This window comes from Pseudoroseicyclus tamaricis, from assembly GCF_012070395.1.
Lineage (GTDB): Bacteria > Pseudomonadota > Alphaproteobacteria > Rhodobacterales > Rhodobacteraceae > Pseudoroseicyclus_A > Pseudoroseicyclus_A tamaricis.
The window spans coordinates 974089-1000860 of sequence record NZ_JAAFYS010000002.1 but is presented as its reverse complement, the minus strand read 5'-3'; the positions used below and the strand labels follow the sequence as shown (position 1 = coordinate 1000860).

The window sequence follows — 26772 nt, the reverse complement described above, 5'->3', positions numbered from 1 at the left end:
GCGCGCCCGTCAGCCGGCCAGCGCCGCCTCCGCCGCCGCGGCGAGGCGGAGCATCAGCCCCTCCCGCTCCGGCAGGGCGTTGAGGAGGAGGCCGGCGGAGGGCACGCCCGTCGGCAGGCTGATCGAGGCGAGGCCCATGAGGTTCGCCATCCGCGTATTGCGCAGCGTCAGCAGGTTGGCCTCGACGTAGTAATCTTCGTCCTCCAGGAGCCGCGCCTTGTTCGGCGGCAGGAGCGGGGCGCTGGCGCAGATTACGGCGTCGTAGCCGGCGGTGGCGGCGCGGAACTCTTCGCGCAGGGCGCGCAGCCGCTCCCACCCCGCGACGAAGCGGGGGGCGGGCACGTCACGGCCGGCGGAGACGCGCTTGAGGATCTGGGGGAACATCTTCTCCGGCGCCGGCTCGATCAACGAAGACCACGCGCCCCAGGCCTCGCCGGTGTAGAGCGGGCCGGAGAGCTCGTAGGCCCCGGTGAGGCAGGGCAGCGCCCGCCGCTCCACCACCGCGCCGGCGGCCTCCAGCGCCTCCACGGCGCGGGCGAGGCCGGCGGCGGGCGCCTCCTCCAGCCCCTCGCCGACAACCGTCTCCACCAAGAGCAGGCGCCGCCCGGCGAGGCTGGCGCCGGAGAGATCCACCCCCCGCCCGCCGAGGGCGGCGTAGAGGAGGGCGCAATCCTCGACCGTCCGGGCGAGGGGGCCGATGGTGTCGAAGCTGGCGGCGAGCGGGACGGAGCCGGTGAGCGGCAGGGCGCCATGGGCCGGCTTGAAGCCGGTGATGTCGTTCCACGCCGCGGGGATGCGGCAGGAGCCGCCGGTGTCGGAGCCGATGCCCCCCGCCGCCAGCCCGAAGGCGACGGAGGTGGCGGCGCCGGAGGAGGAGCCGCCGGGGACCACCTCCGGGTCATGGATGTTCGGCGGCGTCGCCGTGATCGGGTTGAGGCCGAGGCCGGAGAAGGCGATCTCGCTCATATGCGTCTTGCCGAGGCAGACGAGCCCCTCGGCGCTGCCGCGGGCCAGCACGGCGGCATCCCGCTCCGGCACGCGGCCCGCCATCAGGGCGGTGCCGGCTTCCGTCGCCACGCCGGCCGAATCGAAGAGGTCCTTCCAGGAGACCGGCACGCCATCGAGCGGGCCGCGGCGGGTGCCGGTCTTGGCGCGGTCGGCGGCGGCGCGGGCCTCGGCGAGGGCGCGGTCGGGGGTGAGGCGGGCGTAGATGTCGTGGCTCTCGCCCGCGGCGGAGAGGAAGGTCTCCGCCAGTGCCACCGGGTCGATCTCGCCGGCGCCGATGCCGCGCCCCAGCGCCGCCGCGCTCATCTGCCGCCACTCGTCCATCATTCGCCCCCTTGCCTGCCGCGGCAGAGGCTAGCCCGAGCGTCCCCCATGGACAATGCGGCCCGGCGGCGCGACAAATCGGCCATGCAGCACGCCCTCATCATCGGCGGCGGTCTCAACGGCCCCGCGCTCGCCCTCGCCCTCGCCAAGGCCGGCATCGGCGCCACCCTGCTCGACGCCCTGCCGGCGGAGACGCGCTCCGCCCCCGGCTTCGACGGCCGCGCCTATGCGCTGGCCGCGGCCTCCGTGAAGCTTCTCAAGGCGCTGGGCGTCTGGGAGGCGGTGGCCGCAGAGGCGCAGCCGATCGAGGAGATCAAGGTGACGGACGGGGTGGCCGGCGAGGGGGCCGGGCCCTTCTGGCTGCATTTCGAGCGCGGCGCGCTGGAAGAGGGGCCGATGGGCCAGATGGTGGAGGATCGCCACCTGCGCCCGGCGCTGCTCGCCGCGCTGGAGGGCGCCGGGGTGACGCAACGGGCCGGCGCAAAGGTCATCGCGCAGGAGACGGGGCCGGGCGGCGCGCGGGTGACGCTGGAGGGCGGCGAGGTGCTGGAGGGCACGCTCATCGTCGGCGCCGACGGGCGGCGGAGCGGCACGGCGATGCGCGCGGGGCTGAAGCGGCGGGGCACGGAATACGGGCAGATCGCCGTCACCTGCGCGGTGGCGCACGAGCGCCCGCACGAGGGCGTGGCGCACCAGTTCTTCATGCCGGGCGGGCCGCTGGCGATCCTGCCGCTGAGCGGGAACCGCAGCTCCATCGTCTGGAGCGAGCGGGCGGCGCGGGCCGAGGCGCTGATGGCGATGGAGGAGGAGGCGTTCCTCGCCGCCCTGCGCCCCGCCTTCGGCTCTCACCTCGGGCAGATCTCGCTGGCGTCGAAGCGCTTCTCCTACCCGCTGGGCCTGTCGCTGGCGGAGCGCTTCGTGGCGGCGCGGCTGGCGCTGGTGGGCGATGCGGCGCACGGGCTGCACCCGCTGGCGGGGCAGGGGCTGAACGCCGGTTTTCGCGACGTGGCGGCGCTGGCGGAAGTGCTGGGGGCGGCGGTGCGGCGCGGGGAGGACATCGGCTCCGCCCCGGTGCTGGCGCGCTACCAGAGCTGGCGGGGCTTCGACACGGCGGCGCTGGCGATGGCGACGGACGGGTTCAACCGCCTTTTCTCCAACGACAACCCGCTTCTGCGCGCCGGCCGGCGGCTGGGGCTCGGGGCCGTCTCGGCGCTGCCGGGGCTCAGGCGCGGGCTGATGCGCGAGGCGGCGGGGCTGACGGGCGACCTGCCGCCGCTGATGCGCTAGCTCTCGTCGGATCCCGGCTCGCCCCGCCGGGCGGCGCGGCCGCCGCGCCGCTGGGTGAGCAGCGGGGCGCGAGCCGGCAGATCGGCCATGATGGCGTGGCGCTGCTCGGGGCTAAGCTTCGTCCACTGCGCGATCTCGTCGATGGTGCGGTAGCAGCCGACGCAGATCTTCGCCTTGGGGTGGACCACGCAGGTCTTCACGCAAGGGCTCTCGATCTCCGCCCGGCGCCAGACGTCGTCGCTCATGCCTGCCTCCCCAGATGACCCAGCCGGTCGAGCATCCCCTGCAGGATGTAGCCGGCGGCGACATGGTCGATCACCTCGGCGCGGCGGCGGCGGGAGGTGTCCGCTTCCAGCAGCGCCCGCTCGGCGGCCATGGTGGAGAGCCGCTCGTCCCAGAAGGCGATGGGCAGCTCGGTGAGGCGCGAGAGGTTGCGCGCGAAGGCGCGGGTCGACTGGGCGCGCGGGCCCTCGGAACCGTCCATGTTGATCGGCAGGCCGAGCACGATGCCGACGCAGGCGCGCCCCTCCGAGATGGCGAGGAAGCGGGCAGCGTCGAGGGTGAACTTCTTGCGCTTGATGGTCTCGATCGGCGAGGCGACGGAGCGCAGCCCGTCGGAGACGGCAACGCCGAGCGTGACGGTGCCGAGATCGGCGCCGATGAGGGCGCCGGTGCGGGGCAGGGCGGCGGCGAAGGCCTCGGCGCTGTCGCAGATCATGGGCGGGGCCTCGCCGCTCCCTTGCGGGCGCGTCTCGGGCGGCTCTCGACCATCGGCTCAGCCATCGGAGGGCTCCAGTCCCGCAGCTTCGGCGGCGCTGGCGAGCGCGGCGAGGGCCGCCTCGTCCCCGGCGAAGACCTGTTGCGCCTCGGCATAGATCGGCGCCGCCGCCTCGCCGCGGCCGAGGACGCCGAGCGCCCGGATGGCCTGCGCCCAGTCCTCCGCCGGGCCGCCCTCTTCGGCGAGCCGTTGCAGGAGGCGGGAGACCATGCCCTCCGCCATCGCCTGCTGCTCTTCGGCCGTCATGTCGGCGGCGGCGGCCAGATCCTCCGCCCCCGGCCCGCGGGTCGTGGCGGCGGGAGGCGTGTAGTCCAGCCCCATCTCGGCGGCGACGTCGGAGACCTGCAGGCGGGCGAGCTGGGCATAGGGGCCGGCGCCGCCCGCCTCCGCCAGCGGGCGCCAGAGCGAGAAGGCGAGGTCCGGCCGGTCGAACTGGGCATGGAGGAGGCCGAGGTAGTAGCGCCCGGCGGCGTTCTGCGCGTCGATCTCCAGCATCTGGCGGGCCAGCCCTTCCGCCTCCGGGGAGACGAAGCCGCCGGCGGCGGCGACCCAGCGGTCGAGCAGGCCCTCGCGATCCGCCATCGTCACGTCCTCGCCCCGCAGCTCCACCAGCCGCTCCTGCGCGCGGGCGGCGGCGGCGTAGTTGCCGAGGGCGAACTCGTGCTCGGCCAGAAGCTCCCAGCCGCGCGGATCGTCGGGGCGCGTCGGCACCGCCTCGCGCAGCTGCGCGATCATGTCGAGGTAATCCTGCGGCGCCTCGGGCGGCGGCGGCATGGCGGCGGCGGCCATCTCCTCCGCCCGGGCCTGGGGCAGGCGCGCCTCGCGGGCCTCGTCGGCCATCTGCATGCGCATGGCGCGCGGCATGTCGGGGTAGCCCGGCGCGCCGAGCCAGAGATAGAGCCCGGCGCCGCCGGCGGCGAGCGCCAGCACCACGGCGGCGGCGCCGGCCAGCGCGGCGGGGCGCGGCGCGGTGCCGGCCCGCTCCTCCTCCACCGCGGCGAGCAGGCGGCGGGCGACCTCTGTGCGCACCCGCTCCGCCTCCGCCTCGCCGAGGAGGCCGCGGGCGCGGTCACGCTCCACCTCCTCCAGCTGGGCGCGGTAGAGCGCCCTGTCGGAGCTGCCGCCGCTGGCGGTGCCGGGGCGCATCAGCGGCAGGCAGAGGATCAGCCCGACGCCGAGCGCCATGAGAAGAGCGAGTGCCCAGAACATGCGCCCTCTCTAGCGCCGGGGTGGGGGAGGCGAAAGGGGCGGGCGGCGGCGGGGGTGCGCCATTCGTGACCGGCGGCGAGGGACGGGGAGGGAGCGAGGGGCTTGTGCCCCGCGTCGCCCTTGACGCCCGGACCGATGGCGCGACACTGGCGATCGAAGAGAGTATTTTGAAAAGGGCGAGGGGGCCCCGGTCACGCCGGGCTCGCCGCAACGTGAGGCTGTCGGTTTCGGGCAAAGAGGTGCCGCAACCAACAGGATGGCCGGCGCCCTGCGGCGTCAGAAGAGCCTCAGACGCAGAACGGGGATTCGCATGTCCACCCGCCGCTATTCCGCCTTTGCCCTCGCCCGGGAGGCGCTTCGCGACCACCTCGGCTGGCAGCGCGCCTGGGCCAAGGCGAGCCCGAAGCCGCGCTACGACGTGATCATCGTCGGCGCCGGCGGCCATGGTCTGGCGACGGCCTATTACCTCGGCAAGAACTTCGGCATCCGCAACGTCGCGGTGCTGGAGAAGGGCTGGCTCGGCGGCGGCAACACAGGCCGCAACACCACGATCATCCGCTCCAACTACCTGCAGGACCCGTCGGCGGCGATCTACGAGAAGTCCCGCGCCCTCTACGAGACGCTCAGCCAGGAGCTGAACTACAACGTCATGTTCTCCCCCCGGGGCGTCATGATGCTGGCACAGACCGAGCACGAGGTGCGCGGCTACAAGCGCACCGCCCATGCCAACTCCATCCAGGGCGTGACGACGGAGTTCATCTCGCCCGAGCGCGTGAAGGAGCTGGTGCCGATCATCGAGCTCAAGGGGCCGCGGTACCCCGTGCTCGGCGCGCTCTGGCAGGCGCGCGGCGGCACGGCGCGGCACGATGCCGTCGCCTGGGGCTACGCGCGGGCCTGCTCCGACATGGGGATGGACATCATCCAGAACTGCGAGGTCACCGGCATCCGCTCCGAGGGCGGGCAGGTGACGGTGGTGGAGACGAGCAAGGGCGAGATCGGCTGCGGCAAGCTGGGGCTGGTCGTCGCCGGCCATTCCGGCGTGCTGGCGCAGAAGGCCGGCTTCCGCCTGCCGATCGAGAGCCTCGCGCTGCAGGCGCTGGTGAGCGAGCCGATCAAGCCCTGCATGGACGTGGTGGTGATGGCCAACACGGTGCACGGCTACATGAGCCAGTCCGACAAGGGCGAGATGGTCATCGGCGGCGGCACCGACGCCTTCAACAACTACACGCAGCGCGGGAGCTTCCACCATATCGAGGAGACGGTGCGCGCGCTGGTGGAGACCTTCCCGATGATCTCGCGGCTGAAGATGCTGCGGCAATGGGGCGGCATCGTCGACATGACGGGGGACCGCTCGCCGATTATCTCCAAGACGCCGGTGGACGGGATCTTCGTGAACTGCGGCTGGGGGACGGGCGGCTTCAAGGCCATCCCCGGCTCCGGCTGGGCGATGGCGGAGCTGATGGCCAAGGGCCACTCGCCGCTCTCCGCCGCCTTCGGGATGGAGCGCTTCCGCGAGGGGCGCTTCATCGACGAGAGCGTGGCGGCGGGGGTGGCGCATTGATGGCGCATCAGCTTGATCGGCGGCTTCCCGCTATGACCCGGCGGAACCGGCAGCCGGAGGGGGGCGTTGCGAGGGCAACCGCTTCACGGAGGCCCCCATGTCGAACACCCATTCCGATTCCGAGCGTCCGGGCACGAGGCCCGATCAGCCCGGCCAGAGCTCCCGGCTTGTCGCAGAGCCGTCCCGCTCCCGCCGCGGCAAGGCCGGGCTCATCGCCGCGGCGATCGTCGGCATCCTCGTCGTCATCGCGCTGCTCGCCTGGGCGATCCCGGATCGCGGCCCGATCGAGGAGGGGCTGGAAAGCGATCCCGCCGTCGGCGCGCTGGACTCGGAGCTGGAAACCACCGATGGCGTCGATGCCGTGGGCGTCGACCCCGCGACCGGCGAGGGCGCCGATCTGGAGCCGCCGGCCGAGGAGGTTCTCACCGACGACGGCGTGCCGCTCGACGAGGCTCCGCCGGCTGACGACACCGATGCGGGCGTGCCTGCGTCGGAACCTGTTCTCGAATAAGATCAACGGCCTGCAAGGCTTCCCTCATGCGAGGGGCGCGGCGGCCTCCAGCCCAGGGGGCCGCCCGTGCTGATTCTGACCTGTCCCTGCTGCGGCGTCACCGCCGACGAGACCGAGCTGGCCGGTGGCGGCGAGGCGCATGTCCGCCGCGCCGGCCCCGGCGCGTCGGAGAGCGAGGTCGAGGACTACCTCTTCATGCGGGAGAACCCGCGCGGCCCGCATTTCGAGCGCTGGCGCCACGCCTATGGCTGCGGCAAGTGGTTCCTAGCCGCGCGCGACACCGCGACGCTGGAGGTGTTCGGCACCTATCCCGCCCAGACGACCGAGCCGCCGGAGCATATCCGCGCCGCGATCACCGAGCGCCATCCCGGCTGGCGGTGGAGGGACTTTTCATGAGTGCACGCCTGCCCACGGGCGGCCGGCTCCTCGACAGGAGCCAGCCGCTGGACTTCACCTTCGACGGCAAGCGCCTGCATGGCTATGCCGGCGACACGCTGGCCTCGGCGCTGCTCGGGCAGGGGCAGATGCTGCTCGGCCGCTCCTTCAAGTACCACCAGCCGCGCGGCCTCGTCGCCTCCGGCGCCGAGGAGCCGAACGCGCTGGTGGGCCTCGGTGAGGGCGCCTTCTTCGAGCCGAACCAGCGGGCGACGGCGGCGGAGCTGCATGCCGGCCTGACGGCGACGAGCCAGAACCACTGGCCGAGCCTCGAGCATGACGTGGGGGCGGTGAACTCCGCCCTGACACGCTTCTTGCCGGCGGGGTTCTACTACAAGACGTTCCTCTGGCCGCGCAGCTTCTGGAAGCACGTCTACGAGCCCTTCATCCGCCAGTCCGCCGGGCTGGGGAAGCCGCCGCAGGAGGCGGACGGCTCGACCTACGAGCATTTCCACGTCCACGTCGATCTGGTGATCGTCGGCGGCGGCATCTCCGGCCTCGCCGCGGCGCTGACCGCGGGGCGCGAGGGTCGCGAGGTGCTCCTGATCGAACAGACCGCCCATTGGGGCGGCCGGGCCGTGGTGGACGCCCCCCAGATCGACGGGCAGAGCGCCGAAGACTGGGTGAAGAGCGCCCTGCAAGAGCTTGAGACCATGGCGAACGTGCGGATGCGCACGCGGACAATGGCCTCCGGCCTCTACGACCACGGCTACCTCATGGCCTACGAGCGGGTGAGCGATCACGCCCCCGCCACACCCGGCCCCCGCCACCGGCTCTGGCGCATCCGCGCCGAGGAGACCCGGTTGGCCACGGGCGCGCTGGAGCGGCCGCTCTCCTTCGCCGGCAACGATGTTCCGGGGGTGATGCTGGCCTCCGCCGTGCGCGATTACCTCGTCAACTGGGCGATCTCGCCGGGAGACCGCACGGTGGTGGTGACGAACAACGACGACGCCTACCGCACGGCGCTCGCCCTGTACCGGGCGGGGCTGGCGGTGCCGGTCATCGTCGATGCCCGCCCGCAGGTGACGGGGGCGTTGCCGCAGGCCGCCCGCGACGCCGGCATCCGGGTGGAGCCGGGCCGCGCGATCGTGAAGGTCGATGGCAAGAAGCGCGTCACCGGCGTCGAGATCGGCCTGCAGCTCGGCGAGGGCGGCGCGATGGAGCATATCGCCTGCGACGCCGTGGCCATGTCCGGCGGCTGGTCGCCGGCCGTGCACCTGTGGTCCCATTGCGGCGGCAAGCTGACATGGGACGAGGCGCAGGCGCTCTTCCGCCCCGACGCCTCGCGCCCGCCGCGGGGCGACAAGGGCCAGCCCATCGCCTCCGTCACGGGGACGGCCAACGGCCATCTCGGCACGGCGGCGGCGCTCGCCGATGCGGGGCTGGAGCTGGACGTCAGCGAGCCGGCGGAGGAGCCGATGGCCCCCGTCTGGATCATGCCGCAGGGCGCCGGGCCGGCGCTCAAGCGAAAGATGTTCCTCGACTACCAGAACGACGTGAAGGTCTCCGACGTCGAGTTGGCCGCCCGCGAGGGCTACGAGAGCGTCGAGCACGCCAAGCGCTACACGACGCTCGGCATGGCGACCGATCAGGGCAAGCTGAGCAACATCAACGGCCTCGCCGTCCTCTCCGGCGCGCTCAACGCCGCCATCCCGGCCACCGGCACGACCACCTTCCGCCCGCCCTACACGCCCATCTCCATGGGCTCCATCGCCGGCGCGGCGCGGGGGCCACTGTTCCAGCCCGTCCGCCGGACGCCGATCCACGGCTGGCACGAGGCCAATGGCGCGACGTGGGAGCCGGTGGGCCAGTGGCGCCGCCCCTACGCCTACCTCAAGGGCGCGGAGGACCGGCACACCGCTGTGACGCGCGAGGTGCAGGCGGTGCGCAATTCCGTCGGGCTGCTCGACGCCTCCACCCTCGGCAAGATCGTCGTGAAGGGCCCCGATGCCGGGCGCTTCCTCGACATGATCTACACCGGGCGGCCCTCGTCCATCGCCGTCGGCAAGTGCCGCTACGGGCTGATCTGCAACGAGAACGGCTTCCTCGTGGATGACGGCGTCGTCGCCCGGCTGGCCGAGGATACCTGGCTTTGCCACACCACCACCGGCGGGGCGGAGCATATCCACGCCCACATGGAAGACTGGCTGCAATGCGAGTGGTGGGACTGGCAGGTCTACACCGCCAACGTCACCGAGGAATGGGCGCAGGTCGCCGTCGCGGGCCCCAAGGCGCGCGCGGTGCTCGAAAGCCTCGGCGGCATGGATGTCTCCAAGGCGGCGCTGCCCTTCATGACTTGGGCGGAGGGGGAGCTCGGTGGGCTGCCGGCGCGCGTCTTCCGCATCTCCTTCTCCGGCGAGCTCTCCTACGAGATCGCCGTCCCGGCGGACCGGGGGATGGAGCTCTGGGAGGCCCTCCTGCAGGCCGGCGCCGCGCATGGGGTAACCCCCTACGGCACCGAGGCGATGCACGTGCTGCGGGCCGAGAAGGGCTTCATCATGATCGGCGAGGAGACGGACGGGACAATCATCCCGCAGGATCTGAACCTCGGCTGGGCCATCGCAAAGAAGAAGGAAGATTACCTCGGCAAGCGCGCGCAGGAGCGCCCGCACATGGCCGACCCCAAGCGCTGGAAGCTCGTGGGGCTGGAGGCGGATGGCGGCGCGGTGCTGCCCGAGGGCGCCTACATCATGGCGCCGGGGGAGAACGCCAACGGCCAGCGCCACACGCAGGGGCGCGTCACCTCCACCTACTACTCCCCGACCTTCGGGCGCGGCATCGCCATGGCGCTGCTCATCCACGGGCCGGACAGGATGGGCGAGATGGTCGAGGTGACGGACGGGCAGGGCGGCGCGATCACCGCGCGCGTCTGCGACCCGGTGCTCTATGACAGGGAAGGGGAGCGGCTCGATGGCTGAGACAAGCATCTACCGCGTGCCCACCGGCATGGTCCTGCTGCGCGGCGAGTTCGGCGCGGTCGGAGAGGCGGCGGCGCATGTCGCGGGGCTGGACGTGCCGGAGCAGCGGCGGATCACCGGCGGGCCGGAGCGGGCGCTGGCCTGGATGTCGCCCGACGAACTGATGCTCTTCTGCGCGCCCGGCGCGGCCACGGGCCTCGCCCAGGCGCTGGAGGAGAAGCTGACGGGGGTGCACCACCTCGCGCTCGACGTCTCCGCCATGCGGGTGCGCTTCCGCGTGACGGGGCCCTTCGTGCGGGAGGTGCTGGCCAAGCTCTCCCCGGCCGATGTCTCGCCGGCGGCGCTGCCGGAGGGCGAGGTCCGCCGCTCCCGCCTCGGCCAGGTGCCGGCGGCCTTCTGGGCGAGCGGGACGGACAGCTTCGACGTCGTCTGCTTCCGCTCGGTGTCGGACTACCTCGAGGAGCTCTTGGCGCATTCGGCAGCGGCGGGGCCCGTGGGGTTCTTCTGAGCGGTGGGCCGACGGAAATCGCGCGATTTCCGTGCACGAATTCCGCGCGGAATTCGTGGCGCCAGCGGCGCCTGCCCGGGACAGGCGCCTAGATCTCCAGCCGCCGCCAGGCGCGCAGGGTCAAGGCGGCGCAGATGAGGCCGAGTACGAGGCTCCCTGACACCTGCAGGATCGTGGCCGTGGGATCGGCCGACCCGCCCGCTGCCGCCCAGTATCCGGGTGCGGCGAACGGCACCCAGCCGCCGAGCCCGCCATCGGCGAGGACCGAGCTGACGATGACAGCCAGCAGGATTGCCCCGATCGGACCGAGGTAGTCGCGCGACAGGCTCGCCACCAGCGCAAAGGGCAGCGTCAGCCAAGCTGTCAGCAGGCTCACCGCGACGAGCCGGCCCAGTGCCATCGTCGCCTCCGGGCCGAAGGGGCCACGGCCGAACGGCAGGCCTGCGAGGACCAGCGCGAGGGTCATGGCCAGCGTCGTTGCGCTGGCCCAGAGAACGAACATCACGAGCTTCGCCAGCGCCACGGTGGACAGCCGGACCGGCAATCCGAACAGGCCGGCAATCGTGCCATCGGCGAATTCGCGGGCGAAGAGCCAGACGGCGACGAGGCCGAACCCGAAGAGGCCGCCGGTGGCGACGGTGCCGGCGGTGAGATCGAAGTAGCGGGCCCAGTCGCCCGCAGACAGGGTCGAGGCGTCGCCCATGTTCATCAGTGGGCTGATCACCGCCGTCACGAGGATGATGCCGAGGGTCGCGAGCTGCCCGAAGCGGGCGTGACGGAACTTCGACCATTCGACGCCGAGCGCCGTAACCAGGGCGTTCATGTCAAGCGGCCTCCGCGTCTGCGCTGACGAGCGAGAAGAAGGCGCGCTCGATCTCCGCCTGCCCGGGCTCCAGCGATCCGATGATGCGGCCGGCGTTGATCACCGTGATGCGGTCGGCGATGCGGGCGATCTCGTCGAGGTGGTGGCTCGACACGAGGATCGCGGCGCCGGCGGCGGCGCGGGCGAGGAGCGTGTCGCGCAGCACGATCATGCCCGATGGATCGAGCGCGTTGGTCGGCTCGTCGAGGATCACAAGGTCGGGGGCGTGCTGCAGCGCTGCCGCGAGGCCGACGCGCTGCCGGTTGCCCAGCGACAGATCCGCCACCCGGCGCTCGGCGAATTTCTGCAGGGCCAGGCCGGTGATGATGTCGGCCGCCACCTGACGGGCGCGGGCCGTCTCCATGCCGCGCAGCCGGGCCGCGAGCACGAGGTTCTGGCGGACGCTCAGCTCGCCATAGGCGAAGGGGTACTCGATGAGATGGCCGACGCGCGACCAGCGTCGCGGATCGAGGCTCTGAAGCGGGACGCCCTCGATCAGCACCTCGCCGCTGTCCGGCCGCTTCATGCCCAGCATAAGCCGCATCAGGGTCGATTTGCCCGCGCCGTTGAGCCCGACGAGCGCGTGGATCTCACCGGCCCTGATCGTGAAATCGATGCCACTGACACCGTCGCCAGAGGGGAAGAGCTTGGTGACGGATTTCAGTTCGAGCCTTGCGGTCATGCCGGTCTCCGGGGAGGCGCCGGGTGCAGGCCGGCCATAAGATGCATAGCGCATCTAATGCTGAGCCTTGATCCCGTCAATAGGATGCTGTTTGCATCTTACCCATGAGTAGCTCGACAGACAGCAATGGAAGCCGACGGCGTGGAGAAGCTCTTGAGGGCGCCATTCTCGATGCGGCGTGGGAGGAATTGAACGATGGCGGGTATCGCGGCCTGACCCTGCAGGCGGTGGCGAGCCGGGCGGGCACCAGCCGGCCGGTGCTGGCCCGCCGCTGGCCCAGCGTCATGGCGCTGGCGACGGCGGCGCTGGCGCGTTTCGTGCGCCAGCATCCCGTCGTCGTGCCCGATATGGGCAACCTGCGGGACGAGCTGCGCGCGTTGCTCCGCGGCCTTGCCGATCGTACGCCGCCGACCTTGCTGCGCTACATCTTCGAGATGGGAGACGATCTGCACGAGGCGCGGTCGAACATGTATCAGCTGCGGGCTGACATCGCCGATCCCCATACGGTGGGCAGCATCCTCGACCGTGCCGTCGCGAGGGGCGAGATCGACCCCGCCCGCCTGACGCCGCGGATAACGACGCTGATGATCGACCTGACAATCTACGAGGAGGTGATGACGCTCGAGACGATCTCCGACGCCGGCATCGACGAGATCATCGACGATATCTTCCTGCCGCTCGTGACCGCGCGCCCTGCCTGACGCCGGCGAGACACCGACGCCGGACCCTTAGTCCCCGTCCCCCGGCGCCTTGCCCTTCGGCCCGTCCCACGGCTTGAACCGGTGCCCCGCGGCGGCGGCGATCCTGTCGAGCTCCGCCTCGTAGTCCGCTTCCGTCGGCTCCTCCCAGGCCTCCACGCCCTTGATCAGGCCGGCGGCCATCAGGCTCTCGCGGAGCGCCGGGTAGTCCAGCTCCCCCCAGCTCGTGCGGCTCGGGCGGTTGCCATGCGCCTCGATCCAGTTGCGGCGCAGGTGATTGAAGGCCCGCGCCTCCGCCCCCTGGAAGGCGCGGATCTGGCGGGCGAAGATCTCGTCGAGGTCGCCGTCGCGCCGGGCGATGACGCCGACCTTCTGCCCCTCGTCGCCCACCATGCCGAGCAGGTGCAGCGGCGAGCAATCGACGGCGATGATGTGCCGCGCGGCGCGGTAAGCCGCGATCTGCTCCAGATGGCTGTGCTTCTGCGGGTGGTAAGGCACGTATCCCTCAGCCTCCAGCCAGCCCTCCAGCCGCCGCTCGAAGAGCACCGAGCCCCGCGCCCCCGGCAGCTCGGAGCGGGAGATGTAGATCTTCGCCGACCCCTCCGGCGCCACCGTCTTGCCGGCATGGGCGCGGATGAAGGCGCGGAACTCCGGCGCGCCCTCGATCATCTGGAACATGCCGAAGCCCTGCCGCGGCACGAAGAGCTGCTCCACCTGCGCCGGGTCCTCGATGTTGCGCATCGGCAGGTCCACCCCCAGCGCCTCGAGGAAGGGGCGGTAGACGTTCGCCACATGCTCCGGCCGGTTCTGGAACTTCGGCACGTAGAGCACGCCGTCCAGCTGGCCGCGCAGCTGATCCACCGCCCAGATGCGGCAGATGCTCTCCACGAGGAAATGGCCGAAATGCCCGAAGAGCGGCCCGAGGAAGAGCCATCGCCCCTCCAGCTGGTCCACCTCGCCCTCCGGCATGGCGGGCGGCACCGTCACCGGCGTCGTCCCCCGCCAGGTGACGGCGTTCTCCACCGGCGCCCCCTCGGCCGTCAGCACGCCGGAGCGCTGGACGGACTGGTTGGGCCCGCCCTTGGGCGGCGGCACGACATACGCCCGCTCCAGCTTCGTGATATGCGATGCAATGGGGCCGGAAATCTCCGGCACCTCGAAGGGGAAGGGGTCTGCCATGCCTGCTCGTTCTTGTTCGCCGTGGCCGCGAGTCGCGCCACCCTTCCATGTATTGCATAGAATTTTGCCCTAATTTGGACATCCTGACCCTGCACCAGAACCGCCAGACGAAAGGCCGGGCATGAGCAACATCGAAACCCTCACCGCCACCGAGGCGATGGCGCGCGCGCGCACCAACCCGCTGCGCCGCTTCCCCGCGCCGGACAGGGACGGCGAGCGTCTCTACCCGCTCGCCTCCCCCTCCTGCGCGCCCTCGTTCGAGATCGCGCGGAGCGACAGCGTCTTCGCCATCGGCTCCTGCTTTGCGCGCAATATCGAGCGGGCGCTGGACGAGGCGGGGATGCGGGTCCTCTCCCGCGAGTTCTCGCTGGGCGAGGTCGGCGAGAGCCTCGATGACGCGGCCAACTTCTTCAACAAGTACTCCATCCACTCGGTGCTCAACGAGATCACCTGGGCGCTGGAGCGGGAGCGCTTCCCGGGTCGGGACATCCTCTACCCCGGCGCCAAGGGGACGTGGTTCGACGCGCAGCTCGGCATGGCGCGGCTCGACTTCCCGCCCGAGGAGATCCTCGCCTTCCGCCACCGCTACCTCGACGGGCTGAAGGCCGTGGTGGAGGCCGACGTCGTCATCCTCACCCTCGGCTATGTCGAGACATGGTATGACCGGGCCCTCGGCCTCTATCTCAACGTCATGCCCCCCATGCAGGCGATCCGGGCGGAGCCGGAGCGCTTCGAGTTCCGCGTGCTGTCCTACCGCGACGTGCTGGAGGGGCTGGAGCAGCTGCATGCGCTGCTCTGCCGCCACCGCACCAAGCCGCTGAAGATGCTGGTGACGGTCTCGCCCGTCCCGCTCTTGGCCACGTTCCGTGACATGGATGTGCTGGTGGCCAACGCCTACTCCAAGTCCGTCCAGCGGGCGGCGCTCGATGAGTTCCTGATCGGCAAGGCGGGGGTCGATTACTTCCCCTCCTACGAGTTCGTCACCCTCTCCTCACCCGAGGTGGCGTGGAGCCGGAACGACTACCGCCATGTGGCGCCCGAGCTGGTCGATCGCATCATGTCCAACGTCCTCACCCGCTACCTGCCCGGCGGGGCGGAGGCGGACCCGGGCGCCGTGACGGGGGAGGGGCTCGTCTCCTCCGCCAAGATGCTGAGCCGGCTGGAGAAATACGATGACGTGCTGGCGCTGATGGAGGCCAACCGCGCCCTGGCCGACGGCTCCGCCGAGGCGCTGATCCTCGAAGCCACGGCGGCGCGGCGGATCGACGCGCTGGAGACGGCTTGGACGGCCCTGACGAAGGCGACGGAGATTGACCCGGCCCGCCCAGACGCGCTGGAGCGCATGATCACCCTCTGCCGCCCGCTCCGCCGCCCCGGCGAGGCCAAGGCCCTCATGGCGCGCCACGTGGAGGACTTCCCCGAGCGCTCCGAGTTCCGCCAGCGGGTGACGTGGCTCTGAGCCGCGCTGACCTTGCGGGGCAGGGGCAAACATGCGAATTTTTGAAGCAGGCGGCCCTCGGAGCCGGACAGAACAGCCCGGTGGGGCGGGGGGCAGGGCTTGATCACCTACGAAGACGCCATGAGGGCCTTTCTCTCCAACCGTCACACTGACGTCGTCGAGCCGGTGACCGCTTTGATCGAGGAGAACCCCTCCGAGCTGCAGGCGCAGAACGAGATGATCCGCCTGTGCGATCTGGCGTTGCGCTCGGCCTTCATGATGCAGGACAGGCCCGCCGCCGAGCGGCTTCTCAAGCATGCCGGCGTGCTGTCGCCGCTGTCGCATTTTCGCGCCGCTCTGGCCTTCGAGGATGGCGACCGCAAGATGGGCTGGGCCTGGATGGCCAACGCCAGCTACCATTCCAAGTCCCTGCACTTCTTCGCCTCGCTCGGGCTCAACAGCGCCGTCCGCAACCCCAACTGGCCCCTCATCGCCCGCGGTGACGGGATCACCTTCCAAGAGCCGGAGGTCGAGGTGCAGGGGGAGGGACGGGAGGCCCGCTACGCGATCGTCTTCTCGACCGACAGCGGCTATCTCAAGCGCTTTCTGCCGCAATCGCTGGGAAGCCTGCGCGCCCGCTGCACCGGCTACCTCGCCGTCTACCATGTCATCGAGCCCGATGCCGAGGCGATGGAGCTCATGCGCGCCCATGCCGGCGACGACGTGATCTTCTTCATCGAGCGCAAGGCGCAGCTGGCCGACCGGTCCTACTACGCCTCGGCCCGCTTCTTCGCGGCGCGCCGGGTGATCCAGGACATGGGGCTGCCCGCCTTTGTCTTCGATATCGACATGCGCTGCGAGAAGGACTTCGCGGAGTTGCTCGATCATCCCCGCTTCGCGCCCCGCAAGATGCAGATCCGCCTGATGCGGGGCATGAGCCTGCCGTGGCACCGGATCATCGCCCATGCCGTCTATGCGCCGGCGACACCGCAGGCGCTCGCCTACCTGACGCTGATCTGCGACTACGTTCGACTGTTCTTCAGCCGCAGCCATGGCGAGGATCTGTGGTGGATCGACCAGAACGCCATGTTCTTCTCCTACCTGCAGCGCCCACCGGGGGAATTTGCCAACCTGCCCGGCAAGCTCCTGAAGGAGCATCTGACCTTCCCCAAGATGTTCGAAGACAAGGACAAGGCGCTGCAATCGCCCTGACTTGTGGTCCCCTGCGGCCCCGCGCGGCATTGACCTTCGCCCGAGCGTGGCCATGTTAGGGTCAAATTCACCAAGCTTCCGAAAGGAGCCCCGCCATGGCTTTCGAACTTCCCGATCTGCCGTATTCCCATGACGCTCTCGCCGACAACGGCATGTCCAAAGAGACGCTGGAGTACCACCACGACCTGCACCACAACGCCTATGTCACGACCGGCAACAAGCTGATCGAAGGCACGGAGTGGGAAGGCAAGTCGGTGGAAGAGATCGTCACCGGCACCTACCAGCCCGGCGCCGTGGCGCAGTCCGGCATCTTCAACAACGCCTCCCAGCACTGGAACCACAGCCAGTTCTGGCAGATGATGGGCCCGGGTACCTCCGCGATGCCCTCCGAGTTGGAGAGCGCGCTGGTCGAGAGCTTCGGCTCCGTCGACAAGTTCAAGGACGAGTTCGCCGCCGCCGGCGGTGGCCAGTTCGGCTCCGGCTGGGCCTGGCTGGTGAAGGACACTGACGGCTCGCTCAAGGTCACCAAGACCGAGAACGGCGTGAACCCGCTCTGCTTCGGCCAGACGGCCCTGCTCGGCTGCGACGTGTGGGAGCACTCCTACTACATCGACTTCCGCAACAAGCGCCCGGCGTACCTGAAGAACTTCCTCGACAACCTCGTGAACTGGGAGAACGTCGCCTCCCGCATGTGAGGCGCGCCCAACACCTTAGACTAAGAGAAAGGCCCCGGCATTGCCGGGGCCTTTTTTCGTGCGCGGTGCCCGAACCGGGGCAGGGCAGGAGGGCCGCCCCGGGGGGGCGGCCGTCCGGCGCGGGGCCAGGATCAGTAGGAGGCGAACTTGGCGCTGAAGTCCTCGAAGCGTTCCTGGACGTCCGAGTAGACGGTGTTCGGCGTGCCGACGAGGTAGGAGAGGCGGAAGCCGATGCCTTCCTCGGTGTAACCGTCCTTGTCGTCGTAATAGGTGGCGACGACGTCGATGGAGAGGCCGGCATTGAAATCGTAGCCGGCGCCGAGGGCGTAGACGATATCGTCGTTGTCATCGGCCAGCGCGGCGAGGCCAGCGGTCACGTCGATGGCGCCGAAGTCGTAGGTGGCCGCCACGGCGACGTCCTGATCGCCCTCGTCGACCCCCTCGAAGTGGTCGTAGGAGTAGAGCAGGTCGGCCGAGATGGCGCCGCGCTCGTAGCCGACGATCGCGTCCAGCGAGGTGGAGTCGCCCGTGTCGGAGCCGTCGAGGACGTGGTTGACCGTGGCATCGACGCTGACGCCGCTCGGCAGCTCGGTGGTGCCGAGGAAGGTCAGGAAGACGTCGCCGTCCTCGTCGTCATCGAGCTCCGTTTCCACCGCGAGGGCGGAGCCGAAGGAGATGGTCACGTACTCGGCGTAGACGCCGGCGGTGGTGTAGTCGTCGCTCTCGTCGAATTCCGAGTCGTTGTAGAAATCGGCGAAGACGAAGGCCCCGGCGAGGATCGAGGGCGTGATCTGGTAGCCGCCCATCGCGGTAACCGTGCTCGTCTGGACGGATTCGTCATTGGTGATGTCGACATCGAGCCCGAGCAGGATATTGCCGAGGGTCGTCTCGTAGGTGCCGTCGAGGGAGCCGTAGGAATAATCGCCGAAATCGCTCTCGAACGAGGCAACGCCGAGATCGAGAGACATGTAGGTTTCGCCGAACATGGTCTGCGCCGACGCCGTCACCGGAAGGGCGACAAGGCTCGTGGCGACAAGAAGGGAATAGGTGCGCATTCGGTCCTCACGGGGGAAACAGGTGGTTTTCGCAAGGACGGTGCTCATGAATGAAAGGGGGGCGCAATTGCCGCTGCGCCCCCCTCCCTTATCAACCCTGAGTCGAGCGTGTCGCCAAGGTCACGCCTCGCCCGGTTCCTCCGGCGAGGCCTCGGGGGCCTCGGGCGCCTCGCTCTCGGCGATCCACGCGACGGAGGCGACCTCCTCGCCCTTGCCGGTGTTGAAGACCTTCACGCCGCCCGCGGAGCGGGAGCGGAAGGAGATGCCTTCCACCGGCACGCGGATCGACTGGCCGGCGGAGGTGACCAGCATGATCTGGTCGCCCATCTCCACCGGGAAGGTTGAGACGATGGGCCCGCCGCGCATCGCCTTGTCCATCGCCATCACGCCCTGGCCGCCACGCCCGCGCACGGGGTAGTCGTGGCTGGAGGAGAGCTTGCCGGAGCCGCCGCGGGTGATCGTGAGGATCAGGTGCTCGGCGGCCGACATCTCGGCATAGCGCTCGGGGCTGATGGCGCCGGCGGGGGCGTCGTCCTCGTCGCTCTCCGGCTCCTCCGTCACGCCGGCCACGGCGCGGCGCATCTTGAGGTAGGCGGCACGCTCCTGCGGATCGGCCTCGAAATGGCGGATGATCGACATCGAGACGACGCGGTCGCCGTTGTGCAGACGGATGCCGCGCACGCCGGTGGAGGAGCGGCCGGCGAAGACACGCACCTCGGTCACCTGGAAGCGGATGGCGCGGCCGGAATCGGTGACCAGCATCACGTCATCCTCGGGCGAGCAGATGCGCGCCCCGATGAGGGAGACGGAGCCGTCGTCGGGCAGCTTCATCGCGATCTTGCCGTTGCGCATGACGTTGGTGAAGTCGGAGAGCGCGTTCCGCCGCACGTCGCCCGCGGAGGTCGCGAAGACGATGTTGAGCGCGTCCCATTCCTCCTCCGGCCGGTCGACCGGCATGATGGCGGCAATGGAGACACCCGTGGGGATGGGCAGGATGTTGACCACCGCCTTGCCCCGCGAGGTGCGCGCGCCCAGCGGCAGGCGCCAGCACTTGAGCTTGTAGACCATCCCGTCGGTCGTGAAGAAGAGGAGCTGATCGTGGGTGTTGGCGACGAAGAGCGTCGTGACGACGTCCTCTTCCTTCAGCCCGCCACCGGAGAGGCCCTTGCCGCCGCGCCGCTGCGCGCGGAAGTCGGCCAGCGGGGTGCGCTTGATGTAGCCGCCCTGCGTGACGGTGACGACCATGTCTTCCTGCTCGATGAGGTCTTCATCGTCGAGATCGCCGGCCCAGTCGGTGATCTCCGTGCGGCGGGGGACGGCGAAGAGCGTCTTCACCTCCTCCATCTCCTCGCGGATGATGCCGATGATGCGGCTGCGCGAGCGCAGGATCTCGAGGCAATCCTTGATCCGAGCGGCCAGCTCTTCCAGCTCGTCCGTCACCTCTTTGACGCCGATCTGCGTCAGGCGCTGCAGGCGCAGCTCGAGGATGGCGCGGGCCTGCGTCTCGGAGAGGTTGTAGGTGCCGTCGTCGTTGATCGTGTGCGTCGGGTCGTCGATCAGCTTGATGTAATCGGCGATGTCCTCCGCCGGCCAGCGGCGGGTCATCAGCGCCTCGCGCGCCTCGGCGGCGTCGGCGGAGGCGCGGATGGTGGCCACGACCTCGTCGACATTGGTCACCGCCACGGCGAGACCGCAGAGGATATGCGCCCGCTCGCGCGCCTTGCGCAGCTCGAACGCGGTGCGGCGGGCGACCACCTCTTCCCGGAAGTCGAGGAAGTGGGTGAGGAAGCCCCGCAGCGTCAGCACCTCGGGCTTGCCGCCGTTGAGCGCCAGCATGTTGCAGCCGAAGGACGTCTGCATCGGGGTGAAGCGGAAGAGGTTGTTGAGCACGACCTCCGCCGTCGCATCGCGCTTCAGCTCGACGACGACGCGCACACCCTCGCGGTCGGACTCGTCCTGAACGTGGGCGATCCCCTCGATGCGCTTGTCGCGCGCCGCCTCGGCGATGCGGTCGATCATCGCCGCCTTGTTCACCTGGTAGGGGATTTCCTTGATGACGATGGCGTAGCGATCCTTGCGGAGCTCCTCGATCTCCGTCCGCGCGCGGACGACGACGGAGCCGCGGCCTTCCAGATAGGCTTTGCGCGCCCCGGAGCGGCCGAGGATGATCCCGCCGGTGGGGAAGTCGGGGCCGGGCACGTACTCGATCAGCTCGTCGGAGCTCAGATCGGGGTTCTCCAGCAGCGCGAGGCAGGCGTCGATGACTTCGCCGAGGTTGTGGGGCGGGATGTTCGTCGCCATCCCCACGGCGATGCCGCCGGCGCCGTTGACCAGCATGTTGGGGAAGCGCGCCGGCAGGACGGTCGGCTCGCGATCCTTGCCGTCGTAATTGTCCTGAAAGTCGACCGTGTCCTTCTCGATATCGGCGAGCAGGTAGGTGGCCGGCTTGTCCATCCTCACTTCGGTGTAGCGCATGGCGGCGGGTTTATCGCCGTCCATCGAGCCGAAGTTGCCCTGACCGTCGAGCAGGGGGAGGGACATCGAGAAATCCTGCGCCATCCGGGCCAGCGCGTCGTAGATCGCGCCGTCGCCATGCGGGTGGTAGCGGCCCATCGTGTCGCCGACGGGGCGGGCGGACTTGCGGTACGGCTTGTCCGGCGTGTTCGACGTCTCGTGCATCGAGTAGAGGATGCGCCGGTGCACGGGTTTCAGCCCGTCGCGCAGGTCGGGAATCGCGCGGGAGACGATGACGCTCATCGCGTAGTCGAGGTAGGCGGTCTTCAGCTCCTGGCTGATGGAGACGCTGGGGCCGCTCGGCCGCTCCGGCCTGCTGCTTTCGTCATCACCGGGGGGAATGTCGGGCGTATCGCTCACGTGTCGGCCTGCTTGTCATCGCGCCATATCTTGTTGGACGGCACTCTATCACCCCCCAGCCATGGGTTACAATGCCAGCGTCCCCTCACGGTTGGCAGCCACCAAGGCCATCTGCCAACACGCTGTTTTCGTTGACTTTACGGGGCCGCCGGCCAAGCATTTTCCTGCAGGCAGGCAACAGGAGCGGCACATGGCGGTGAGCGAGACCGAGCTGATGCTCAAGGGCTACGGGCTGACGACGGCGGAGATCTTCTATCGGATGCCGGATTATCGCAGCGTTCTCAACAGCTTCATCTGGCAGGACTACGATCTGGCCCCCGATCACCCGCGACTCTTCAAGCTCATCGAGCATTGGCAGGAGAGTATCGAGGGGCCGCTGCATTCCATCCGCTTCACGCACCGCAAGCAGGTCGCCCCCGGCCAGTGGCGCAGCGTCGTCGGCGAATTCACCTACCACTGAGGGGTCAGCGGGCGGCCTTCGCGGTCGCCGCACGCACCCAGATGATGGCGAGGATCAGCGAGAAGATGGCGTTCCAGCTCGCCATCGACAGGCCCGCGAAGGCCCAGGAGACCTGGTCGCAGAGCACGATTCCCGGCCCGTCCATCGACAGAAGGTCGGAGCCGCCGAGATCGGACAGCGAGGTGCCGGTGGAGGTGCAGGAGGTCGGGCCTTCCCACCAGCCCCGCTCCACCCCCGTATGATAGAGGCCGAGCCCGCTCGTCACCGCGGCGGCCGCGGCGCCGATCCACGGCCAGGCCCGGTTCGGCACGATGAGCATCAGCACGCCCATCCCGATGGCCACCACATGCGGCCAGCGCTGCCAGAGGCACATCTTGCAGGGCAGGTAGCCCAGCGTCTGGAAGAGGAAGGCACCGGCCAGCAGCGCCAGCGAGCCGCCGGCGGCGATGAGGGAGAGGGATTTGCGGGTCATAGATACGTCACACCGAGAAAGCCGCCGACGAGCAGCAGGCAGAAGACAATGAAGACGAGCCCCAGCCGGCGCTCGATGAAGTCGCGGATCGGCTCTCCGAAGCGCCAGAGCAGCGCCGCGACGAGGAAGAAGCGCAGCGCCCGCGCGATGACGGACGCCAGAATGAAGACGGGCAGCGACAGCGCGGTGGCGCCGGAGGCGATGGTGATCACCTTGAAGGGGAAGGGCGTGACACCCGCGATCAGCACCGCCCAGGCGCCCCACTCGTTGTAGCGCTCGGCGAAATGGGCGAAATCCTCGCCCTTGCCGTAGAAATCGAGGATCGGCTGGCCGATCTGCTCGAAGAGGCTGAGGCCGATGAAGTATCCGAAGAGCCCGCCGAGCACCGAGGCGACGGTGGCCACCAGCGCATAGAAGAAGGCGCGGCCCGGCCGGGCGATGATCATCGGGATCAGCACGACATCGGGCGGAATGGGAAAGAACGAACTTTCGACGAAGGCGATCAGGGCCAGCGCCCAGGTGGCATGGCGATGTGACGCCAGCGACAGCGTCCAGTCATAAAGCCCGCGTATCACGTCTGATCCCCACTGCCCCCGCGCGGACCCCTTAGGCCACGCGCGGGAACGATGGTCAATCTGCCGGCGTTCACGAGCGGAAGAAGCAGGTCCTCACGGGCCCGTGTGTCGCGTCAGCAGGAGCAAGTGCACATGAAATGGCAGGGGCGGAGACAAAGCCGGAACGTGGTCGACAGGCGCGGGCGCGGCGGCGCCGCGATGCGCGTCGGCGGGGCAGGGGGGCTGGGGCTGGTGGCCATCGTGGTCATCGGGCTCTTCCTCGGCGTCGATCTGACGCCTCTGCTCGGCGGCGGGGGCCTCGGCGGCGGGGGCGGCACCTATACCACCCAGACCGGCCCGCGTGAGCTGAGTGATGCCGACGAGCAGGCGGGCGAGTTCGTCGCCGTCACCCTCGCCGACACCGAGGAGGTCTGGGCCCGCATCTTCCGCTCCGAGCTGGGGGAGGCCTACGATCCGGCGACGCTCGTCCTCTTCTCCGGCGCCACGAACTCCGCCTGCGGTGGCGCCAGCGCCATGACCGGGCCGTTCTACTGCCCGTCCGATGAGCAGGTGTATCTCGACACCGACTTCTTCATCACGCTCGACCGCCAGCTCGGCGCCAGCGGCGACTTCGCCGCCGCCTATGTCATCGCCCACGAGGTGGCCCACCACGTGCAGGACGAGCTCGGCATCCTCACCGAGGCCAATGCGCTCCGCGCCCGGGTCAGCGAGGCGGACGCCAACGCCATATCCGTGCGCATCGAGCTGCAGGCCGACTGCTATTCCGGCATCTGGGCCCGCGCGGCGGAAAGCCAGCTCGGCACGCTGGAGCCCGGCGACATCGCCGAGGCGATGAATGCCGCGGCGCAGATCGGCGACGACACGCTGCAACGCGGGGCCGGCGGCCGGGTGCGGCCGGAGAGCTTTACCCACGGCACCTCCGAGCAGCGCCAGCGCTGGTTCGAGACGGGCTATCAGACGGGCGATCTCGTCGCCTGCGACACCTTCGGCACCGACACCCTGTGACCTGCCGCCCGTGCCGCCGCGCCTTCGGTGCGGCGGCACATTGACGACAGCGCCGCCGCCCGGCTAGGTGGCGGCGCATGTTTTGCCCCGTGCCGGTGTGGCGGAATGGTAGACGCAGCGGATTCAAAATCCGCCGATGGCAACATCATGTCGGTTCGAGTCCGACCACCGGTACCACCCCTGCGATCCCGCCCGCCAATCCACGATTCGAGCCGGCCCTCCAGCCGGCCGCGTCGGGGCGCCCCGGCACCAATCGCGGCGAGCTCTGCCAATTGGTTCACCATTGGAGACACCGGGTCGCCGCTGGTTTCCCCTGCTGCCTCCGGACCGGCCCCTCAGGCCGGGGACTCATCTCCGCAACAATAGGGTGCCTTTACACTCCCTAAGGTTGAGAATGCGCCCGATTTGACGGTTTTTAAGGCGCTATTAAAGAAATAACCGAAACAATGGATTTCCCCAGCGTTCCCTGACGCTTGGGAAAGAAGGCGCGGTTCTCCGCCGCCCGCCCCGATGCGCACATCTTTCCGACAATTTTCGCTTTGTTCGTACCAAATTCGCCGGTATCCAGATCGCGACCCCGCTCGTGGGTCTCCGGCTTGGGGGAGCCGGTCCGGCGCGACAGCCGGGAGATACGTAATCTGCTGCTGAGCTCAAGCTCCCTGGCGGAACAGGCAGTGACCGCATCGCCCCTCGGGCGGTGCCGCGCGGCGAACCTTCGTTCGGCCGCCACTGGAACCTTTATGCGCGGCAGGTGCCGCGGCCGGTGCGTCCGGCAGATGAATGGAGTGGACACATGGCTGGCACCGTTGAAGGCACCACCAACGACGATCTGATCGACGAGACCTATACCGGCGATCCCGAGGGTGATGCCCCCGACGACGGTGCCGATACCATCTTCGGCGGTGCCGGCTTCGACGACATCTACAGCGGCGGCGGCAATGACGTCATCTACGGCGGCGAGCAGCTCGACCACATATATTCCGGCGAGGGCGACGACAGCATCTATGCCGGGGGCGACGGCGATGTCGTCTTCGGCGGCGCGGGCGACGACCACATCGAGGGCGGCGTCGGCAACGACACGCTGAAGGGCGATGGCGGCAACGACACCATCCTCGGCGGCGAGGGCGATGACTTCATCGGCGGCGGCGACGATGCCGACGTCATCGTGGCCTCCACCGGCAACGACTGGATCGATGGCGGCGCCTGGGGCGACGACAACGACACGCTCGATCTGACGCAGGTCGGCAAGTACGAGATCGTCGATCTGACGCCCGACCTCAACGGCAACGGCTACAACGGCAAGGTTGTCCTCCTCGATCAGGACGGGAAACCGACGGGCGACGTCATCGAGTTCGTCGAGATCGAGCACTTCCTCGAGCCGACCGATCCCACCGACCCGACTGACCCGACCGATCCCACCCCGCCGAAGGGCCCCGACGGCACCGTCGAGGGGACATCCGGCGACGACCTGATCGACACCTCCTATACCGGTGACCCGGAAGGCGACGTGGTCGACGGCGACGACGCCCTGCTGCCGGGCCATGACGGCAACGACGACCTGATCTTCGCCAAGGGCGGCGACGACACCGTCATCGCCGGGGACGGGCAGGACACCGTCCATGGCGGCGAGGGCAACGATGTCATCTACGGCGACGGCAACGAGCTGCCGCGCTTCGACAACCCCTACCCGCCGCTCCAGCAGGATCCGGCCCCGCTCGACAGCATCGACACGCTCTACGGCGATGCGGGCGACGACACGATCTATGGCGGCGACGATGCCGACAAGCTCTACGGCGGCCACGGCGATGACGTGCTCTACGGCGGCATCGACAACGATTACATCCAGGGCGACAAGGGCGACGACACGATCGTCGGAGGCGAAGGCTCCGACACGATCATCGGCGGCGCCGGCAACGATGTCATCTACGGCGGGCTCGACCCCCGCTTCCCCGACGAGCTGAACATCCCCGACGACGCGGGCGACCAGGTCACCGACAACGGGCAGGACACGATCTTCGCCTCCGCCGGCGACGACACGGTCTACGGCCTCGACGACGACGACGTGATCCACGGTCAGGACGGCAACGACTACCTCGATGGCGGCGTCGACGACGACTACATCACCGGTGGCCGCGGCAACGACACGATCATCGGTGGCCAGGGCAACGACACGCTCTTCGGCAACAACGACCGGGACGTCTTCTACGGCGGCAACGGCGGCGATCATGTCGACGGCGGCGCCGGCGGCGATGACTTCGACAGCCTGCTCCTCGATCCGGGCACCGTCGACCGCGTCGAGTACACCTCCGACGACCGCGAGGATGGCATCGTCCACTTCAAGGACGGCACCTCGATGACCTTCGTCGAGATCGAGAACGTCGTCCCCTGCTTCACCCCCGGCACGGCCATCGCCACGCCGCGCGGCGAGGTCCCGGTGGAGAGCCTGCGCGAGGGCGACCGGATCATCACCCGCGACAACGGCATCCAGGAGATCCGCTGGGTCGGCCGCAAGGACGTCTCCGCCCGCGACTTCATGGCGACGCCGCAGCTCAAGCCGGTGCTCATCAAGGCCGGCGCCCTCGGCAACGGCCTGCCGGAGCGCGACATGATGGTCTCTCCGAACCACCGCCTGCTCGTCGCCTCCGAGCGCACGCAACTCTACTTCGAGGAGAGCGAGGTTCTCGCGGCCGCCAAGCACCTCGTCGGCATGCCGGGGATCGTGGAGGTGCAGGTCGCCTCCACCGCCTACATCCACTTCATGTTCGACCGTCACCAGGTGGTGCTCTCGAACGGCGCGTGGACGGAAAGCTTCCAGCCCGGCGACTTCACGCTGAAGGGCATCGACGGCGACCAGCGCGACGAGATCTTCACGCTCTTCCCCGAGCTGAAGGAGCGTGCGGGGCTGGAAAACTACCAGGCGGCCCGCAAGTCGCTGAAGAAGCACGAAGCCCGGCTTCTGGTTCGGTAACAGGTGCATCCGGCCGCCCCCTTTCGGGGCAGCCCCCGGGCGGCGCGGCCACTGGCCCCGC

24 protein-coding genes and 1 tRNA gene are annotated in these 26772 nt (G+C 69.6%); 14 read left to right on the top strand and 11 right to left on the bottom strand.

From position 1 onward, the window contains the following. Nucleotides 1-9: 9 nt before the first annotated feature. On the bottom strand, nucleotides 10-1329 hold the full coding sequence (locus GY170_RS11205; RefSeq protein ID WP_163893557.1) for an amidase: 1320 nt from the start codon (nucleotides 1327-1329) through the stop codon (nucleotides 10-12). 84 nt (nucleotides 1330-1413) lie between these two features. Here GY170_RS11205 and GY170_RS11200 point away from each other — a divergent pair, with 84 nt between their 5' ends. After that, nucleotides 1414-2616, top strand: a complete 1203-nt coding sequence (locus GY170_RS11200) for a UbiH/UbiF/VisC/COQ6 family ubiquinone biosynthesis hydroxylase (protein ID WP_235937835.1) — start codon at nucleotides 1414-1416, stop codon at nucleotides 2614-2616. Here GY170_RS11200 and GY170_RS11195 read toward each other — a convergent pair. Genes GY170_RS11195 through ccmI form a run of 3 tightly spaced genes read right to left on the bottom strand, consistent with a single transcriptional unit; the run spans nucleotide 2613 to nucleotide 4603 of the window. Continuing rightward, complete coding sequence (locus tag GY170_RS11195) at nucleotides 2613-2861, bottom strand: DUF1289 domain-containing protein (RefSeq protein ID WP_163893554.1); 249 nt, start codon at nucleotides 2859-2861, stop codon at nucleotides 2613-2615. The genes GY170_RS11200 and GY170_RS11195 overlap by 4 nt on opposite strands. Beyond that, on the bottom strand, nucleotides 2858-3334 hold the full coding sequence (gene ruvX, locus GY170_RS11190; RefSeq protein WP_163893552.1) for a Holliday junction resolvase RuvX: 477 nt from the start codon (nucleotides 3332-3334) through the stop codon (nucleotides 2858-2860). Before ruvX ends, GY170_RS11195 begins: the two co-directional genes overlap by 4 nt. 57 nt (nucleotides 3335-3391) lie before the next feature. Then, nucleotides 3392-4603 carry a c-type cytochrome biogenesis protein CcmI gene (ccmI, locus tag GY170_RS11185; RefSeq protein ID WP_163893550.1) on the bottom strand — a complete coding sequence of 404 codons (1212 nt, stop codon included), beginning with the start codon at nucleotides 4601-4603 and terminating at the stop codon, nucleotides 3392-3394. A 310-nt stretch (nucleotides 4604-4913) separates the two neighbouring features. On the opposite strand from ccmI, the gene GY170_RS11180 reads away from it, so the two are divergent. The 5 genes from GY170_RS11180 (at nucleotide 4914) to GY170_RS11160 (ending at nucleotide 10536) form a co-directional block, all read left to right on the top strand. Beyond that, nucleotides 4914-6164 (top strand): sarcosine oxidase subunit beta family protein, encoded by a 1251-nt coding sequence (locus GY170_RS11180; protein WP_163893548.1) that lies wholly within the window; start codon nucleotides 4914-4916, stop codon nucleotides 6162-6164. Between the two features lie 97 nt (nucleotides 6165-6261). After that, nucleotides 6262-6675: a hypothetical protein gene (locus GY170_RS11175; protein WP_163893546.1), complete on the top strand. Its 414-nt coding sequence runs from the start codon at nucleotides 6262-6264 to the stop codon at nucleotides 6673-6675. A gap of 66 nt (nucleotides 6676-6741) precedes the next feature. Further along, nucleotides 6742-7071: a sarcosine oxidase subunit delta gene (locus GY170_RS11170; protein ID WP_163893544.1), complete on the top strand. Its 330-nt coding sequence runs from the start codon at nucleotides 6742-6744 to the stop codon at nucleotides 7069-7071. Next, entirely contained in the window at nucleotides 7068-10028 is a 2961-nt protein-coding gene (locus tag GY170_RS11165) for a sarcosine oxidase subunit alpha family protein (protein WP_163893542.1), read from the top strand. The genes GY170_RS11170 and GY170_RS11165 overlap by 4 nt, the downstream gene beginning before the upstream one ends. Next, nucleotides 10021-10536 (top strand): sarcosine oxidase subunit gamma, encoded by a 516-nt coding sequence (locus GY170_RS11160; RefSeq protein ID WP_163893540.1) that lies wholly within the window; start codon nucleotides 10021-10023, stop codon nucleotides 10534-10536. The genes GY170_RS11165 and GY170_RS11160 overlap by 8 nt, the downstream gene beginning before the upstream one ends. Before the next feature lie 88 nt (nucleotides 10537-10624). On the opposite strand, the gene GY170_RS11155 is transcribed toward GY170_RS11160, so the two are convergent. Together GY170_RS11155 and GY170_RS11150 are read right to left on the bottom strand one after the other, a co-directional pair. Further along, nucleotides 10625-11359, bottom strand: coding sequence for an ABC transporter permease (locus tag GY170_RS11155; protein WP_163893538.1), 735 nt, complete (start codon nucleotides 11357-11359; stop codon nucleotides 10625-10627). A gap of 1 nt (nucleotide 11360) precedes the next feature. Then, nucleotides 11361-12080 (bottom strand): ABC transporter ATP-binding protein, encoded by a 720-nt coding sequence (locus tag GY170_RS11150; RefSeq protein WP_163893537.1) that lies wholly within the window; start codon nucleotides 12078-12080, stop codon nucleotides 11361-11363. 104 nt (nucleotides 12081-12184) lie between these two features. On the opposite strand from GY170_RS11150, the gene GY170_RS11145 reads away from it, so the two are divergent. Then, nucleotides 12185-12781, top strand: coding sequence for a TetR/AcrR family transcriptional regulator (locus GY170_RS11145; RefSeq protein WP_163893535.1), 597 nt, complete (start codon nucleotides 12185-12187; stop codon nucleotides 12779-12781). 27 nt (nucleotides 12782-12808) lie between these two features. Here GY170_RS11145 and GY170_RS11140 read toward each other — a convergent pair whose 3' ends face one another. After that, nucleotides 12809-13957 (bottom strand): glycosyltransferase family 61 protein, encoded by a 1149-nt coding sequence (locus tag GY170_RS11140; protein WP_163893533.1) that lies wholly within the window; start codon nucleotides 13955-13957, stop codon nucleotides 12809-12811. Nucleotides 13958-14078: 121 nt separating this feature from the next. On the opposite strand from GY170_RS11140, the gene GY170_RS11135 reads away from it, so the two are divergent. The 3 genes from GY170_RS11135 (at nucleotide 14079) to GY170_RS11125 (ending at nucleotide 17302) form a co-directional block, all read left to right on the top strand. Continuing rightward, the gene (locus tag GY170_RS11135; protein WP_163893531.1) at nucleotides 14079-15416 is read left to right on the top strand and encodes a GSCFA domain-containing protein; all 1338 of its coding nucleotides are present in this window, start codon (nucleotides 14079-14081) and stop codon (nucleotides 15414-15416) included. Nucleotides 15417-15536: 120 nt separating this feature from the next. Continuing rightward, nucleotides 15537-16607: a hypothetical protein gene (locus GY170_RS11130; RefSeq protein ID WP_163893529.1), complete on the top strand. Its 1071-nt coding sequence runs from the start codon at nucleotides 15537-15539 to the stop codon at nucleotides 16605-16607. A 95-nt stretch (nucleotides 16608-16702) separates the two neighbouring features. After that, entirely contained in the window at nucleotides 16703-17302 is a 600-nt protein-coding gene (locus tag GY170_RS11125; protein WP_163893527.1) for a superoxide dismutase, read from the top strand. A 131-nt stretch (nucleotides 17303-17433) separates the two neighbouring features. Here the strand turns inward: GY170_RS11125 and GY170_RS11120 are convergent, their stop codons facing one another. Continuing rightward, on the bottom strand, nucleotides 17434-18357 hold the full coding sequence (locus GY170_RS11120; protein WP_163893525.1) for a hypothetical protein: 924 nt from the start codon (nucleotides 18355-18357) through the stop codon (nucleotides 17434-17436). A gap of 120 nt (nucleotides 18358-18477) precedes the next feature. Further along, the gene (gene gyrA / locus GY170_RS11115) at nucleotides 18478-21231 is read right to left on the bottom strand and encodes a DNA gyrase subunit A (RefSeq protein ID WP_163893523.1); all 2754 of its coding nucleotides are present in this window, start codon (nucleotides 21229-21231) and stop codon (nucleotides 18478-18480) included. 190 nt (nucleotides 21232-21421) lie between these two features. Here gyrA and GY170_RS11110 point away from each other — a divergent pair, with 190 nt between their 5' ends. Continuing rightward, the gene (locus GY170_RS11110) at nucleotides 21422-21691 is read left to right on the top strand and encodes an usg protein (protein WP_163893521.1); all 270 of its coding nucleotides are present in this window, start codon (nucleotides 21422-21424) and stop codon (nucleotides 21689-21691) included. Nucleotides 21692-21695: 4 nt separating this feature from the next. On the opposite strand, the gene GY170_RS11105 is transcribed toward GY170_RS11110, so the two are convergent. Beyond that, a complete protein-coding gene (locus tag GY170_RS11105) occupies nucleotides 21696-22163 on the bottom strand; it encodes a disulfide bond formation protein B (RefSeq protein WP_163893519.1) in 468 nt (155 codons plus the stop codon). Beyond that, nucleotides 22160-22738: a YqaA family protein gene (locus tag GY170_RS11100; protein ID WP_163893517.1), complete on the bottom strand. Its 579-nt coding sequence runs from the start codon at nucleotides 22736-22738 to the stop codon at nucleotides 22160-22162. Before GY170_RS11100 ends, GY170_RS11105 begins: the two co-directional genes overlap by 4 nt. A gap of 132 nt (nucleotides 22739-22870) precedes the next feature. Here GY170_RS11100 and ypfJ point away from each other — a divergent pair, with 132 nt between their 5' ends. The 3 genes from ypfJ (at nucleotide 22871) to GY170_RS11085 (ending at nucleotide 26711) form a co-directional block, all read left to right on the top strand. Next, complete coding sequence (gene ypfJ, locus GY170_RS11095; RefSeq protein ID WP_163893515.1) at nucleotides 22871-23743, top strand: KPN_02809 family neutral zinc metallopeptidase; 873 nt, start codon at nucleotides 22871-22873, stop codon at nucleotides 23741-23743. Between the two features lie 91 nt (nucleotides 23744-23834). Then, a tRNA-Leu gene (locus GY170_RS11090) sits at nucleotides 23835-23920 on the top strand. Nucleotides 23921-24536: 616 nt separating this feature from the next. Next, complete coding sequence (locus tag GY170_RS11085; protein ID WP_163893513.1) at nucleotides 24537-26711, top strand: Hint domain-containing protein; 2175 nt, start codon at nucleotides 24537-24539, stop codon at nucleotides 26709-26711. The last annotated feature ends 61 nt before the right edge of the window (nucleotides 26712-26772 follow it).

Excerpts from the sequence above, each read along its gene's own strand:
- GY170_RS11205 (WP_163893557.1), bottom strand. The coding sequence starts at position 1,329 with ATGGACGAGTGGCGGCAGATGAGCGCGGCGGCGCTGGGGCGCGGCATC.
- GY170_RS11200 (WP_235937835.1), top strand. The coding sequence starts at position 1,414 with ATGCAGCACGCCCTCATCATCGGCGGCGGTCTCAACGGCCCCGCGCTC.
- GY170_RS11195 (WP_163893554.1), bottom strand. The coding sequence starts at position 2,861 with ATGAGCGACGACGTCTGGCGCCGGGCGGAGATCGAGAGCCCTTGCGTG.
- ruvX (WP_163893552.1), bottom strand. The coding sequence starts at position 3,334 with ATGATCTGCGACAGCGCCGAGGCCTTCGCCGCCGCCCTGCCCCGCACC.
- ccmI (WP_163893550.1), bottom strand. The coding sequence starts at position 4,603 with ATGTTCTGGGCACTCGCTCTTCTCATGGCGCTCGGCGTCGGGCTGATC.
- GY170_RS11180 (WP_163893548.1), top strand. The coding sequence starts at position 4,914 with ATGTCCACCCGCCGCTATTCCGCCTTTGCCCTCGCCCGGGAGGCGCTT.
- GY170_RS11175 (WP_163893546.1), top strand. The coding sequence starts at position 6,262 with ATGTCGAACACCCATTCCGATTCCGAGCGTCCGGGCACGAGGCCCGAT.
- GY170_RS11165 (WP_163893542.1), top strand. The coding sequence starts at position 7,068 with ATGAGTGCACGCCTGCCCACGGGCGGCCGGCTCCTCGACAGGAGCCAG.
- GY170_RS11160 (WP_163893540.1), top strand. The coding sequence starts at position 10,021 with ATGGCTGAGACAAGCATCTACCGCGTGCCCACCGGCATGGTCCTGCTG.
- GY170_RS11155 (WP_163893538.1), bottom strand. The coding sequence starts at position 11,359 with ATGAACGCCCTGGTTACGGCGCTCGGCGTCGAATGGTCGAAGTTCCGT.
- GY170_RS11150 (WP_163893537.1), bottom strand. The coding sequence starts at position 12,080 with ATGACCGCAAGGCTCGAACTGAAATCCGTCACCAAGCTCTTCCCCTCT.
- GY170_RS11145 (WP_163893535.1), top strand. The coding sequence starts at position 12,185 with ATGAGTAGCTCGACAGACAGCAATGGAAGCCGACGGCGTGGAGAAGCT.
- GY170_RS11140 (WP_163893533.1), bottom strand. The coding sequence starts at position 13,957 with ATGGCAGACCCCTTCCCCTTCGAGGTGCCGGAGATTTCCGGCCCCATT.
- GY170_RS11135 (WP_163893531.1), top strand. The coding sequence starts at position 14,079 with ATGAGCAACATCGAAACCCTCACCGCCACCGAGGCGATGGCGCGCGCG.
- GY170_RS11130 (WP_163893529.1), top strand. The coding sequence starts at position 15,537 with ATGAGGGCCTTTCTCTCCAACCGTCACACTGACGTCGTCGAGCCGGTG.
- GY170_RS11125 (WP_163893527.1), top strand. The coding sequence starts at position 16,703 with ATGGCTTTCGAACTTCCCGATCTGCCGTATTCCCATGACGCTCTCGCC.
- GY170_RS11120 (WP_163893525.1), bottom strand. The coding sequence starts at position 18,357 with ATGCGCACCTATTCCCTTCTTGTCGCCACGAGCCTTGTCGCCCTTCCG.
- GY170_RS11110 (WP_163893521.1), top strand. The coding sequence starts at position 21,422 with ATGGCGGTGAGCGAGACCGAGCTGATGCTCAAGGGCTACGGGCTGACG.
- GY170_RS11105 (WP_163893519.1), bottom strand. The coding sequence starts at position 22,163 with ATGACCCGCAAATCCCTCTCCCTCATCGCCGCCGGCGGCTCGCTGGCG.
- ypfJ (WP_163893515.1), top strand. The coding sequence starts at position 22,871 with ATGAAATGGCAGGGGCGGAGACAAAGCCGGAACGTGGTCGACAGGCGC.
- GY170_RS11085 (WP_163893513.1), top strand. The coding sequence starts at position 24,537 with ATGGCTGGCACCGTTGAAGGCACCACCAACGACGATCTGATCGACGAG.